This is a genomic window from Bordetella genomosp. 13 (assembly GCF_007679965.1).
GTDB lineage: Bacteria > Pseudomonadota > Gammaproteobacteria > Burkholderiales > Burkholderiaceae_B > Bordetella.
In genome coordinates this window covers 777,746-790,678 of the sequence record NZ_VEHL01000001.1, presented here as the reverse complement: position 1 = coordinate 790,678, position 12,933 = coordinate 777,746, and the positions used below count along the sequence as shown (strand labels likewise).

The 12,933-nt window shown below is 69.8% G+C and carries 14 protein-coding genes; 7 read left to right on the top strand and 7 right to left on the bottom strand.

All coding sequences use genetic code 11. From position 1 onward, the window contains the following. Positions 1-65 precede the first annotated feature (65 nt). The 3 genes from FS845_RS03645 to pyrF all read left to right on the top strand — a co-directional run bounded on the left by FS845_RS03645 (position 66) and on the right by pyrF (position 2,704). Positions 66-464: a diacylglycerol kinase gene (locus FS845_RS03645; RefSeq protein WP_144630751.1), complete on the top strand. Its 399-nt coding sequence runs from the start codon at positions 66-68 to the stop codon at positions 462-464. A gap of 94 nt (positions 465-558) precedes the next feature. Continuing rightward, positions 559-1,878, top strand: a complete 1,320-nt coding sequence (locus tag FS845_RS03640; protein WP_144630750.1) for an NAD(P)/FAD-dependent oxidoreductase — start codon at positions 559-561, stop codon at positions 1,876-1,878. A gap of 7 nt (positions 1,879-1,885) precedes the next feature. Then, positions 1,886-2,704 carry an orotidine-5'-phosphate decarboxylase gene (gene pyrF / locus FS845_RS03635; RefSeq protein WP_144630749.1) on the top strand — a complete coding sequence of 273 codons (819 nt, stop codon included), beginning with the start codon at positions 1,886-1,888 and terminating at the stop codon, positions 2,702-2,704. Positions 2,705-2,710: 6 nt separating this feature from the next. Here the strand turns inward: pyrF and FS845_RS03630 are convergent, their stop codons facing one another. From FS845_RS03630 to ribBA, 6 genes are all read right to left on the bottom strand, one after another. Continuing rightward, entirely contained in the window at positions 2,711-3,277 is a 567-nt protein-coding gene (locus tag FS845_RS03630) for a CinA family protein (protein WP_144630748.1), read from the bottom strand. Continuing rightward, positions 3,274-3,780, bottom strand: a complete 507-nt coding sequence (locus tag FS845_RS03625; RefSeq protein WP_144631262.1) for a phosphatidylglycerophosphatase A — start codon at positions 3,778-3,780, stop codon at positions 3,274-3,276. The genes FS845_RS03630 and FS845_RS03625 overlap by 4 nt, the downstream gene beginning before the upstream one ends. 82 nt (positions 3,781-3,862) lie before the next feature. Next, on the bottom strand, positions 3,863-4,837 hold the full coding sequence (gene thiL / locus FS845_RS03620) for a thiamine-phosphate kinase (protein ID WP_144630747.1): 975 nt from the start codon (positions 4,835-4,837) through the stop codon (positions 3,863-3,865). A 28-nt stretch (positions 4,838-4,865) separates the two neighbouring features. After that, positions 4,866-5,381 (bottom strand): transcription antitermination factor NusB, encoded by a 516-nt coding sequence (gene nusB, locus FS845_RS03615; protein WP_144630746.1) that lies wholly within the window; start codon positions 5,379-5,381, stop codon positions 4,866-4,868. Continuing rightward, on the bottom strand, positions 5,350-5,868 hold the full coding sequence (ribH, locus tag FS845_RS03610) for a 6,7-dimethyl-8-ribityllumazine synthase (protein WP_144630745.1): 519 nt from the start codon (positions 5,866-5,868) through the stop codon (positions 5,350-5,352). The genes nusB and ribH overlap by 32 nt, the downstream gene beginning before the upstream one ends. 10 nt (positions 5,869-5,878) lie before the next feature. Beyond that, the gene (gene ribBA, locus FS845_RS03605) at positions 5,879-7,063 is read right to left on the bottom strand and encodes a bifunctional 3,4-dihydroxy-2-butanone-4-phosphate synthase/GTP cyclohydrolase II (protein ID WP_144630744.1); all 1,185 of its coding nucleotides are present in this window, start codon (positions 7,061-7,063) and stop codon (positions 5,879-5,881) included. Positions 7,064-7,192: 129 nt separating this feature from the next. Between ribBA and FS845_RS03600 the strand changes: the two genes are divergently transcribed. After that, positions 7,193-8,017 carry an IclR family transcriptional regulator gene (locus tag FS845_RS03600; protein WP_144630743.1) on the top strand — a complete coding sequence of 275 codons (825 nt, stop codon included), beginning with the start codon at positions 7,193-7,195 and terminating at the stop codon, positions 8,015-8,017. A 192-nt stretch (positions 8,018-8,209) separates the two neighbouring features. Beyond that, a complete protein-coding gene (locus tag FS845_RS03595; RefSeq protein ID WP_144630742.1) occupies positions 8,210-9,949 on the top strand; it encodes a CYTH and CHAD domain-containing protein in 1,740 nt (579 codons plus the stop codon). A 162-nt stretch (positions 9,950-10,111) separates the two neighbouring features. On the opposite strand, the gene ftsY is transcribed toward FS845_RS03595, so the two are convergent. Next, complete coding sequence (ftsY, locus tag FS845_RS03590; protein WP_409929259.1) at positions 10,112-11,401, bottom strand: signal recognition particle-docking protein FtsY; 1,290 nt, start codon at positions 11,399-11,401, stop codon at positions 10,112-10,114. Positions 11,402-11,801: 400 nt separating this feature from the next. Here ftsY and rsmD point away from each other — a divergent pair, with 400 nt between their 5' ends. Both rsmD and coaD read left to right on the top strand, forming a co-directional pair. After that, on the top strand, positions 11,802-12,428 hold the full coding sequence (rsmD, locus tag FS845_RS03585) for a 16S rRNA (guanine(966)-N(2))-methyltransferase RsmD (RefSeq protein ID WP_144631260.1): 627 nt from the start codon (positions 11,802-11,804) through the stop codon (positions 12,426-12,428). Beyond that, entirely contained in the window at positions 12,425-12,928 is a 504-nt protein-coding gene (gene coaD, locus FS845_RS03580) for a pantetheine-phosphate adenylyltransferase (RefSeq protein ID WP_144630740.1), read from the top strand. Before rsmD ends, coaD begins: the two co-directional genes overlap by 4 nt. Positions 12,929-12,933: the final 5 nt, after the last annotated feature.

Below are 12,933 nucleotides of genomic sequence, written 5' to 3'. Positions count from 1 at the left end.
CCATCCGGTTTACACGCATATCTGGTAAAAACCGGGCTCGGCCGCACTTTTCCCCCCGGAGCGTCATGTCGCCCAACACCCCGCAGCAATCGCCTTACAAAAGCACCGGCGGCCTGCGCCGCATCATCAATGCGCTGCGCTACTCATTCCAGGGCCTGAAGGCCGCGATCAAGTACGAGGCCGCGTTCCGCCAGGAACTGGCCCTGGCCATCCTGCTGGTGCCCGCGGCCTTCTTCCTGGGCCGCACGACGGACGAGGTCTTCATCCTGATCGCCGCCGTCATCCTGGTGCTGGTGGTCGAGCTGTTGAACTCCGCCGTCGAGGCGCTGGCCGACGCGCTGTCGGTCGAGACGCACCCGCTGCTGGGCCGCGCCAAGGACCTGGGCAGCGCCGCGGTGATGCTGATGCTGTTCTTCACGGTGGCCGTCTGGGTCGCCGTGGCCGTCAGCCGGTTTCTGATGTAGCCGCGCACGCGGGCCGTCCTGGGGCGATAACGTCCCTTCGGGTGCGGCAAGCGGTCATCTACCCGGACGCCGGGCCGGCCTCTATACTGGCCTCATGGCGCACATCTCTACATCCGAACCCTCCCGGCGTATCGTGATCGTCGGCGGCGGAGCGGGCGGCCTGGAACTGGCGGCCCAGCTGGGCCGCATCCATGGCCGCGATCGCATCACCCTGGTCGACAGCCGCCCCTTCCACATCTGGAAGCCTTCGCTGCACGAAGCAGCGGCCGGTACGCTCGACATCCACCAGGAAGGCCTGTCCTACCTGATGCTGGCGCATCTGTGCGGTTTCGCGTTCGCGCAAGGCGAACTGCTGGAAGTGGACCGCGAACGCCGCATGATCCGCATCGGCGCCGTGAACGACGCCGACGGCCAGGCCGTGCTGCCCGAACGCGACATGCACTACGACACGCTGGTGCTGGCCATCGGCAGCATCTCGCACTTCTTCGGCACGCCCGGCGCGGCCGAGCACGCCGTCACGCTGGACACCACGGAGGGCGCCGAACAGTTCCGCCTGACCATGCTCAAGGCCATGGCGCAGGTCGACCAGGCCAAGGTGCGCGACCCGGCCGCGCGGCTGGACCTGGTCATCGTGGGCGGCGGGGCCACGGGCGTCGAACTGGCGGTCGAGCTGATCGAGGCCGGCCACGTGGTCAGCGCCTACGGCCTGCCCAATTTCCGCGCCGACCGCGACCTGGCGATCACGCTGGTCGAGGGCGCGCCGCGCATCCTCTCCGCCCTGCCCGAGAAGCTGTCGCGCGCCGCGCATGCGCGCCTGATCGAGCTGGGCGTGCGCGTGGAGACGGGCTGCCGGGTATCGCAGGTGACGGAGAACTCCGTGCGCACCGAGGATGGCCGCGAGTTCGCCGCCAACCTGTGCATGTGGGCCGCCGGCATCAAGGGCCCGGCCGTGCTGGCCTCGCTGGACCTGCCGCTGAACCGCATGGGCCAGCTGCAATTGAACGAGCGCCTGGAGAGCCCCGATCCGCACATCCTGGCGCTGGGCGACTGCAGCGCGGTGCCCTGGACCGAGGGCCGCAACGTGCCGGCGCGCGCGCAGGCCGCGCACCAGCAGGCCGACTACCTGACGCAGAAGATCACCGCCCGCATCCGCGACAATCCCGAGCCCACCGAGCCCTACCACTACAAGGACCATGGCTCGCTGGTGTCGCTGGGCCAGGACGCCGGCGTGGGCAGCCTGATGGGCAAGCTGGCCGGACGCGGCCTGTTCGTAAGCGGTACACTGGCGCGCCTGATGTACATGAGCCTGCACCTGATGCACCACCGCGCGGTGCTGGGCATCTCGCGCACCGCCTCGCTGGCGCTTGCGCGCCTGTTGATGCGGCGCACCCGCCCCCGCGTCAAACTGCACTGACCCCGCCATGACCTTCCTGAACCGACTCGAAAACGCCTGGGCCGCCAGCGGCTCGCTGCTGCAGGTGGGCCTGGACCCCGATCCGCAGCGCTTTCCGCGCGAACTGCAGGGCCAGCCCGACGCGATCTTCCAGTTCTGCCGCGCCATCGTCGACGCCACGGCCGAATTCGCGTGCAGCTTCAAGCCGCAGATCGCCTACTTCGCCGCGCATCGCGCCGAGGACCAGCTCGAGGCGCTGTGCCGCCACATCCGCGAGAACCATCCCGACCGGCCCATCGTGCTGGACGCCAAGCGCGGCGACATCGGCTCCACCGCCGAGAACTATGCGCGCGAAGCCTTCGAGCGCTACCAGGCCGACGCGCTGACGGTCAGCCCGTACATGGGCCTGGACTCCATCGAGCCGTATCTGGCCTGGAGCGACCGCGGCGTGATCGTGCTGTGCCGCACGTCCAACCCCGGCGGGTCCGACCTGCAGTTCCTGAAGATGGAAGACGGCCAGCCGCTGTACCTGCACGTGGCCGGCCTGGTGGCCGACAAGTGGAACAGCGCCGGCCAGTGCGGCCTGGTGGTGGGCGCAACTTTTCCGAATGAACTGGCCGCGGTGCGCGAACGCATCGGCGACGCGGTGCCGCTGCTGGTGCCGGGCATCGGCGCGCAAGGCGGCGATGTCACGGCCACCGTGCGCGCGGGTACCAACCAGGCGGGCGCGGGCATGATGATCAACTCGTCGCGCGCCATCCTGTATGCCAGCGGCGGCGACGATTGGCGCGACGCGGCGGCCACCGCCGCGCGTGGATTGCGCGACGAGATCAACGCGGTGCGTTGATTCTCCTCAGTATCGGTTGACCGACGCCCCCACCATCTCGAGCAAGCCCCGCAGCGCGAACTCGACCGCGCCCTGGCGCACCTGGTCGCGCTCGCCTGGAAATACGTGGGTGGCCGAGCGCGTGGCGATGCCCTCGCCCGCCCGGATGGCGAATCCGAAGCACACCATGCCCACGGGCTTGCCGGCCGTGGCGCCGTCCGGTCCAGCGATGCCGGTGGTGGACACGGCCACGTAGGTATCGGGCGACGCGAGCAGCACGCCGCTGGCCATTTCCTGGGCGGTGGGCTCGCTGACGGCGCCGTGGTGGTCGAGCGTGTCGGGCGACACGCCCAGTTCGCTCATCTTTGCGGTGTTGCTGTAGGTGACGTAGCCGCGCTCGAACCACTGGCTGGAACCCGGAATGGCGGTGATCGCCCCCGCCAGCAGGCCGCCGGTGCAGGACTCGGCCGTGCCCATCATCCATTCCTTGTCCATCAACGCCTGGCCCACCATCTCGGCCAGGCCGCGTATCGTGGCTTCGGTCAGCAAAGCCGGCGCCAAGCCCACCCCGTGTTGCATATCGTGCGCGTTCATCCTATGACTCCTGTGCGTACGGCAATCGCCATGACCAACAAAGTGTAGGCCGCTGCAAGAATGTCGTCCCACATCACGCCGAAACCGCCTTTCAGGTGCGCGTCGAAATAACGGATCGGCGGCGGCTTGACGGTATCGAAGATGCGGAACAGCACGAACGCCAGCGCCTGCGCGGTCAGCGTCTGGGGTGTCAGCCACAGCACCAGCCAGAACGCCACCATCTCGTCCCAGACCATGCCCACGTGATCGTCCACGCCCAGCTCGCGTCCCACGCGGGAGCAGGCCCAGCAGCCGTACGCGAAGGCCAGAGCAAGGAATATGCCCAAGGCCAGATCGGGCACCATCGGCGCCGTGGCGGCCCAGATGGGCCAGGCCAGCAGCGTGCCCCAGGTGCCCGAGCCGGGCCGCAGCAGGCCGCTGCCGAAACCGAACACCAACAGGCGGCCCGGATCGCCGCGCACCCAGCGCCAACTGGGAAACGCGACGCGCGCACGGGCGCGCATGGAACGGTCGGGATCGTGTGCGGGATCGGTCATGAGGCGCGGCGCCAGGAGGGATTGCGGAATACGGCGGCCGCGCGACGCATCAGGGCTGCGCGGACGTGGGGAAGTGGTCGAAGCCGACGGGCAGGTCGGCCATGGGCTGGCCCGCGGCGTCCAGTACCGCCAGGCCCGGCGCGGCGCACACGCGGCCCACGCGCGTGACGCGCACGCCGGCCTGCCCGGCGGCTTGCAGGACGCGGTCGCGGTCCGACGCGGCCGCCGTAAAGCACAGTTCGTAGACGTCGCCGCCGCCCAGCACGGCGCGGCGGCGCACCGCCTCGTCCAGGCCGTCGAGCGACGCGGCCACGGGCAGGTCCGCATAGCGCAGTTCGGCGCCGGCGCGGCTGGCGGCCAGGATGTGGCCCAGGTCTTGCAGCAGGCCGTCGGAGATGTCGATGGCCGCGTGCGCCAGGCCCGCCAACGCCAGCCCCAGGCCGACGCGCGGCTGGGGCCATTCGAGCGCGCGGCGCGTGGCGGCCAGGCGCGCGGGCTCGGCGGGCAACTGGCCATCGAGCAGGCGATAGGCCACGTCGGCCGCGCCCAATTCACCGGAGACCCAGATGTCGTCGTCGGGCTGGGCGGCATCGCGCCGCAAGGCCTGGCTGGCCTGCACGGCGCCGAACACGGTGACGCTGATGGCCAGGCCGAGGCGGCTGCCCGTGGTGTCGCCGCCGATGAGCGGGCATTGCCAGGCATCGCCCAACGCGTGCCAGCCTTGCGAGAACGGCGCCAGCCACGCGTCGTCGGCGCGCGGCATGGCCAGGCCCAGCACGCAGCCCAGCGGGCGCGCGCCCATGGCAGCAAGGTCGGACAGGTTGACGGCCAGCGACTTGTGGCCCAGCGCGGCGGGATCGACGTCGGGATAGAAATGACGCCCCTCGACCAGCAGGTCGGTGCTGGTGGCCACGTGGTGGCCCGCCGGCACGGGAAACAGGGCGCAATCGTCGCCCACGCCAAGCAGGCCGGGCGATACCGGCCTGCGGAAGTAGCGTGCGATGAGTTCGAACTCGGACGGCATGGCGTCGTGGGAAGCGGCCGTCCGGGGGTCAGCCGCCGCGGCGCTGCTGCGCGGCCTGGACCTCGACCGAGCGCACGTCGGCCGCGAGCTTGTCGAGCACGCCGTTGACGAACTTGAAGCCGTCGGTGCCGCCGAACGACTTGGCCAGTTCGACCGCCTCGTTGATGGCGACCTTGTACGGCACCTCGACGTGATGCACCAGCTCGTAGCTGCCGATCAGCAGGATGCCGTGCTCGACGGGCGACAGCTCGGCCAGCGGGCGGTCGACGTAGGGCGTGAAGCGCTCGCGCAGGCCGGGCGCCTCGCGCAGCACGCCGTGCAGCAAGGTCTTGAACCACTGCGCGTCGGCTTCGGAGAAATCCTCGGCATCGCGCAGGTGGGCATCGATCTCGCCCGCATCCTGCGTGCCCTCGCCGCCGCGCAGCAGCCAGGCGTAGACGCCCTGCAGCGCGAATTCGCGCGCACGGCGGCGCGCACTGCGCGCGTTGGCGCGGGCCTGGACGGCGCCGCTATCAGCGTCCGTCGTCGTCTTCTTCGTCGTCAAAATCTTCGTCCTCGTCGTCGTCTTCCTCGGGCTCCAGCGCGGCCACCAGATTGGCCATTTCCACGGCCACCTGGGCGCAGTCGCGGCCCTTGCCGGCGGCACGCGCCTGGGCCTGCTCGTCGGTGTCGACCGTGAGCACGCCATTGGCGACCGGGATGCCGGTCTCCAGGGAGATACGGGAAATTGCGGTGGCCATCTCGTTGCTGACCACTTCAAAGTGATAGGTTTCGCCGCGGATGACCGCGCCCAGGGCGATCAGCGCGTCGAATTCGAAACTCTCGGCCATGTGGGACAGGGCGACGCCGAGTTCCAGCGCGCCGGGCACGGTGGCGACCATGACGTCGCGTTCGTCCACGCCGAGATTGGCCAGCTCTTCCAGGCAGGCCTGCAGCTCGGCCTGGCCGATCTCTTCGTTGAAACGGGCACGCACGATGCCGATGTGCAGCCCTTCGCCGTTCAGGTCGGGGGTGAGGATGTAGGGATTCATGAATCTGCCTTTAGGGGGTGGCGGGAGAATCAGGGGGAGCGCAATCGTAACCCGTAATGGTCAGGGCAAATCCTGCCATGCTGGGCATCTTGCGCGGCTTGGCCAGCAGCTTCATCTGGCCCACGTGCAGGTCGCGCAGGATCTGCGCGCCGATGCCGTAAGTGCGCAGGCCGAAGCGGTCGGCATTCTGCGCGGCGCCGGCCTGGGCCGCGGCCGGTTCCGTCCAGCCCTCGACCTGGCCGAAGATGTGCTCGACGGACGACTGGCAGTTCATCAGCACCAGCACGCCGGCGGGCGACGCGGCGATGGCACGCAGCGCCTGGCCGACCGACCAGCTGTGCGGGCTGGAACCGGTGTCCAGCACGTCCAGCAGCGAGGCCGGCTCGTGCACGCGCACCAGGGTCTCGCGTTCGGGGTCGATCGTGCCGTGCACCAGCGCGATGTGCGGCGAACCGGTGGCGTCGTCGCGATAGACGATGCTCTGGAACTCGCCCCACGGCGTGCGCATGCGGCGCTCGCCCACGCGCTGGATGATGGATTCGTGTTCGCTGCGGTACTGGATGAGGTCGGCGATGGTGCCGATCTTCAGGCCGTGCTCGCGCGCGAACGTGACCAGGTCGGGCAGGCGCGCCATGGTGCCGTCGGGCTTGAGGATCTCGCAGATGACGGCGGCGGGCGTCAGGCCGGCCATGTCGGTCAGGTCGCAGCCTGCTTCGGTATGACCGGCGCGCACCAGCACGCCGCCGGGCACCGCGCGCACCGGGAAGATGTGGCCGGGCTGCACCAGGTCGGACGGCTTGGCGTCGCGCGCCACCGCAACCTGGATGGTGCGGGCGCGGTCGGCGGCCGAGATGCCGGTCTCGACGCCTTCGGCGGCTTCGATGGACTGCGTGAAGTTGGTCCCGTAGCGCGTGCCGTTGCGGCTGGCCATCAGCGGCAGGTCGAGCTGGCGGCAGCGCTCTTCGGTCAGTGTCAGGCAGACCAGGCCGCGGCCGTGGGTGACCATGAAGTTGATGGCCTCGGGCGTGACGAATTCGGCGGCCATGACCAGGTCGCCTTCGTTCTCGCGGTCTTCTTCGTCGACCAGGATGACGATGCGGCCGGCGCGCAGCTCGGCGATGATCTCGGGCACCGGGGCGATGTCGAAGGCCTCCGGCTCGGTGCCGGACGCGACAGGGGAAATCTGGGCGGACATTGGGATGGGCAGCCGTGGCTGCAGGCGGGGAAAGTGGGGATTTTACCGCCCCTGGCGCGGCAATGCCGGCGTACACTGCGCGCTGAGCCCGCCCCCGGATTTTTACAGAACAGAGGATCCCGCGACCCCATGCCCGCGACCAAGACGGCCAGCCCCTCGGCGCCCACCAACGACGGCCGCCGCAGCATCCAGTCGGTCGAGGTCGGCTTCCCGTTGCTGGCCGCGCTGGTGGACGCCGCGCGCCCACTGACGCTGCGGGACCTGGCCACCGCCGCCGGCATGACGTCGGCCAAGGCGCACCCCTACCTGGTCAGCTTCACCCGCGTGGGCCTGGTGCAGCAGGACGCGGCCACCGGCCAGTACGAGCTGGGACCCTTCGCCCTGCAGATGGGGCTGGTCAGCCTGCAGCGGCTGGACCCGGTGCGCGTGGCGCTGCCCGAACTGGCCCTGCTGCAATCCGAGATCGGCCACACGGTGGGCGTGGCGGTGCTGGGCTCGCACGGCCCCACCATGATCCACATCACCGAGGCCAGCTATCCGGTGCACGTGAACATGCGCAAGGGCACGGTGATGTCCATGCTGCACACGGCCACCGGCCTGGTGTTCGCGGCATGGCTGCCGCCCAAGGTGGCCGAGCACTACATCGCGCGCGAGGAAGGCGACGCCGCCGTGGTCGCCACGCTGGCCGGGGCGCGCAAGACCGGCCCGGTAGCGCACCTGGACACCCTGCTGGCCGACGTGCGCGTGCACGGCATGGCCCGAGCGCTGGGCAACCCGCTGCCCGGCGTGGACGCGCTGTCGGTGCCGGTTTTCGACCATACCGGCGCCATCGTGCTGGCCTTGACGGCATTGGGCCCCAACGGGCTGTTCGACACCGCCTGGGACGGCGCCATCGCCAAACCGCTGCAGGCCCGCGCGCAGGAGATCTCGCGCAAGCTGGGCTATCGCGCCTGACGCATTTCAACTGAAACGGCGCGTATCTTTCACGAAACCGCAGCATTCGCAGGCTTACTATCGATTGCTGCAACGCAACGTGCTTATGCGTCCACGCACTGCGATCGGCCTGATGACCGAAAGATGACTCGTCATCAAAAGTCCCGCATCGATCCACTAAGATAGCCGCCTTTCCGTTCTCGCCGCAGGGTCATGTCAGAACAAGAATTGAAGTTGCACGTTCCGCCGACCGTCGGCTCCGCCATCGAGCAAGAGTTGCGCAAGCGCGCCGCCACACGCGTGCGCCTGCATGCCCTCTATTTCGACACTCCCGACCGTGAGCTGGCCCGCGCCCGCGTCGCCCTGCGGCTGCGCCGCGAAGGCAGCGACTGGGTGCAGACGCTGAAGATGCCGGGCGGGGACGCGATCACGCGCATGGAACTGAACCATCCGCGCCCGGGCCCCGTGCTGGACCTGTCCGTCTATGCCGGCACGCCGGCCGAGGACGCCCTGGCGAGCCTGCGCGGCGAACTGGGCCTGCGTTACGAGACCGACGTGCAACGCGTACTGTGCAAGGTGCGCAGCCGCTTCGGTTCGGTGGAAATCGCCTACGACACCGGCATCCTGCGCGCCGGCGACCTGGAACTGCCGATTTCCGAGGTCGAGTTCGAACTGATGTCCGGCCGCGTCGCCGCGATCTTCGCCGTGGCGCGCACCTGGCAGCAACGCCATGGCCTCATCCTGGACACGCGCAGCAAGTCGCATCGCGGCGACGCGCTGGCCGCGCTGGCCGTGCGCCTGGCCGACAAGCCGGAAGACGGAACCGAGGCCACCGCCGAAGCGCGCCGCAAGCTCATCGCCGGCTTCTGGGGCACGCGCGGCGCCAGCAACGTCAAGCTGGCCGAGGACATGGACGCGCCCCGCGCGCTTGGCGCCATTGCCGCCGAGTGCCTGGAACAGGTCATCCACAACGCCGCGATGCTGGCCGAAGTGGACACCGCCGGCATCTACAAGGCCGGCCATTCCGAGCACGTGCACCAGTTGCGCGTCGGCATCCGCCGCCTGCGTTCCGCCTGGCGCCTGTTCGACGGCTGGACCGCGCCCGTGCCCGAGGCATTGTTGGACGGCGTGCGCACGCACTTCGCGGCGTTCGGCGCCAATCGCGACCAGGACGTGCTGGACGAGACCGTCGCGCCGATGCTGCAACGCGCAGGCATGCCGGTGATTCCGCACAAGCCCGCCGCGCCCGACGAGGACTCGTACGCCATCGCGTCCGGCCGCGCCTTCCAAGGCTGGCTGCTGGACATGCTGGAATGGAGCCTGGACATCCGCCCCGCTCCCCTGCCCGCGGTGCCCGCCACGCCGCTGGTGCAGTCCGCGCTGGCCACGACGCTGCCCGACGCGGCCGCTGCCGCGCAGTCGGCAGACAACGGCGCGACGGACGGAACGACCGCGCAGGGCATCGACTCGGCCGCGGCCGGCACGCAACCCGCCGACGAACCGTCCGCCCCCATCATTCCCACCATCATCCCGCTGCGCCAGCCCGAACCGCCGCAGGCCCCGCCCGCGCTGCGCACGCTGCTGTCCGACCGCCTGCATCGTTGGCACAAGAAGGTGGTGAACGAAGGCAAGCGCTTCACCGAGCTGGAGATCGAGGCGCGCCACGACCTGCGCAAGCGCGCCAAGCGGCTGCGCTACGGCCTGTCGTTCGCCGAATCGCTGCTGCCGGCTGCCCGCCTGCAGGGTTATCGCAAGCTGCTCGCGCAGGTGCAGGATCTGCTTGGCGAATTCAACGACCTGGCCGTCGCGCGCGAGCATTACGAGAACTGTGTGAACGAGCATCCGCAGGCCTGGTTCGCGCTGGGCTGGATCGGCGCGCGCCTGGACGCGCTGGCCAAGGAAGCGCAGGACGCGTTCGACCAGCTGGCGCACGCCAAGGCATTCTGGAAGTGAGACCGCCGCCGCATTTTTGGCAGCGGGACGGCTTGTTTTTCAGCCGCTAAAAAAGCGAAGGCGCCAAGTGATTGGCGCTTTCGTTTTTCGTGGGGTCATCATTCGAGGCCTCGAGTGCCGGGCCTGACCCGCGAGCACGCTGCCCGGCGCATCACGGCTCGGTCAATCGGCCAGCAGCGCCCCCGCGAACTCTTCGGCCACGAAGGGCTGCAGGTCTTCCATGCCTTCGCCCACGCCGATCCAGTACACCGGGATCGGCCGCACGCCCTGGCTGCCCGCGGCCACGGCGGCCAGCGTGCCGCCCTTGGCCGTGCCGTCCAGCTTGGTGACGACCAGGCCCGTGAGATTGACGGCGGCATCGAAGGTGCGGATCTGCGCCAGCGCATTCTGGCCGGTGTTGCCGTCGACCACCAGCAGCACTTCGTGCGGCGCGCTGGCGTCGGCCTTGCCGATGACGCGGCGGATCTTCTTCAGTTCTTCCATCAGGTGCAGCTGCGTGGGCAGGCGGCCGGCGGTGTCCACCATGACCACGCCCACGCCGCGCGCGCGGCCCGCGTTGACGGCATCGAACGCCACCGCGGCCGGGTCGCCGCCATCCTGCGCGATGACCTGCACGTTGTTGCGGCTGCCCCACTCCACCAGTTGCTCGCGCGCGGCGGCGCGGAAGGTGTCGCCAGCGGCCAGCAGCACGCTGGCGCCCTGGCGCTGGAAGGTGTGCGCCAGCTTGCCGATGGAGGTGGTCTTGCCGGCGCCGTTCACGCCCGCGATCATCACCACCAGCGGCTTGGCATGGTCGAGATCGAAGCGGCGCTCCAGCGGGCGCAGGTGATCGGCCAGCAGCTCGCGCAGCGCGGCCTTGACCTGCGCCGGGTCTTCGATGCGCTGCTTCTTCACGCGCGCGCGCAGCGCCGTGATCAGGATGTCGGTGGCCTCGATGCCCGCGTCGGCCATGATGAGGGCCGATTCCAGATCGTCGAACAGGTTCTCGTCGACCTTCACGCCTATGAACAGGCCGCCCAGGCTCTGGCCGGTACGCGACAGGCCCTGCTTCAGTCGGCTGAGCCAGGACGCCTTGCGCGCGGGCGGCTCGGGCGCGGGGGCCGGGGGCGGCACGACGGGGACCACGGCCGGCGCGGCCACGGGCGCGGCCGGCACGGCGGGTACGGGCTGCGCGGGCTTTACGGTCGGCGCGGGAGAGGCGGCAAAGCCCGGTGATACGGCGGGGGCGTCGGTTGCTGTGGTTGCGGTTGCTGGGGCTGTCGCGGTTGCCGCAGTCGCTGCAGTTGCTACAGGCGCCGATACCGGTGCGGGGGGAACGGCCGGTGCGGGCGATGTGGCAAAAGCCGACGGCGCAGGCGAAACGGCCTGCGGCGACGATGCGGCGGATACAGGCGACGCGGCGGGTCCACGCGTCAACGATATGCCCGTGGCAGGCCGCGCGGCTGCGGGGATCGGCCGCTCGGGCACGGGCGCGGCGGCGGGCGCAATCGCCTCGGCGGGCACGGCCAGATCGGCGGCGGCCGGGGCGGCGGGCGTCTGAGGACGCGCCGCGGGCTCAGGGGATGCGGACGTGGCTTCGGGCGCCAGGACCGGCGCAGGCGACGACGCCGGTGCGGACGCAGGCACGGGCGCGGAAACTGGCGTGGGCGGTACGGCCGGCGCAGGCATGGAGGCCGGTGCGGGCGCTGCGGCCGCTGCAGGCGCAGAGGCCGGCGCGGGCGCTGCGGCCGGAACAGGCGCGGACGCGGCGCGGTCTTCGGCCGGCGCGGGGACCTCCGGCGGCTGCGGCGCAGGCGTCGCGGGCGGTTTTTTCTTGAAGAAGCGGAACATGGGCGGAAGTATATTCGCATCTATGGGTACCTCTTCCATCCGTATCGTCGCCGGCCAGTACCGGCGCACCCCGATTGCCGTGCCCGATGTCGCCGGCTTGCGACCCACGCCCGACCGGGTGCGGGAGACCCTGTTCAACTGGCTGACCCATCTGTGGGGCGGCGAATTCGGCGACAAGCGCGTGCTGGACCTGTTCGCAGGCAGCGGCGCGCTGGGCTTCGAGTCCGCGTCGCGCGGCGTGGCGCAGGTGCAGATGGTCGAGCGCGACCGCGGCGCCGTGTCCGCGCTACGGACGCTGCGCGACAAGCTGCGCGCCGATTGCGTCCGCATCCACGCGGGGGACGCGCTGGAGGTGCTGCAACGCATGGACGCCTCGCGCTTCGACCTGGTCCTGCTGGATCCGCCCTTCAACCAGGGCTGGCTGCCGCGCCTGTGGCCGCTCTTGCCCGCCATCCTGGCCGAGGACGGCCTGGTGTACGTCGAATCCGAAACCCCTTGCGAGCCGCCTGCCGGTTTCGACCTGCTGCGCGAGGGCAAGGCAGGCGCGGTGCACTATCGCCTGATGCAGTTTGCTGCATTGCGGAAAACGATCAATAATCCGGGTTCGGAGGATGGTGCAAGCCACAAACAACATACGGAGCCCGCATGATCACAGCTGTCTACCCCGGCACATTCGACCCGCTGACGCGCGGCCACGAAGATCTGGTGCGTCGAGCCGCCGCGCTCTTCGACAACGTCGTGGTCGGCGTGGCGCACAGCCGCAACAAGAAGCCGTTCTTCACCATCGACGAACGCGTGGACATCGCCCGCGAGGTGCTGGGCCACTATCCCAACGTGAAGGTGCTCAGTTTCGGCGGCCTGCTGAAAGATTTCGTGCGCGAGCAGAACGCCACGGTCATCGTGCGCGGCCTGCGCGCCGTGTCCGATTTCGAATACGAATTCCAGATGGCCGGCATGAACCGCCACCTGCTGCCCGACGTCGAGACGCTGTTCATGACCCCGTCCGACCAGTACCAGTTCATCTCGGGCACCATCGTGCGCGAGATCGCCCAGCTGGGCGGCGACGTCAGCAAGTTCGTGTTCCCGTCGGTCGAGCGCTGGCTGCAGGAAAAGGCCCGCGAACGGCGCGAGCAGTCCTGGCCGGGCTGACTTGA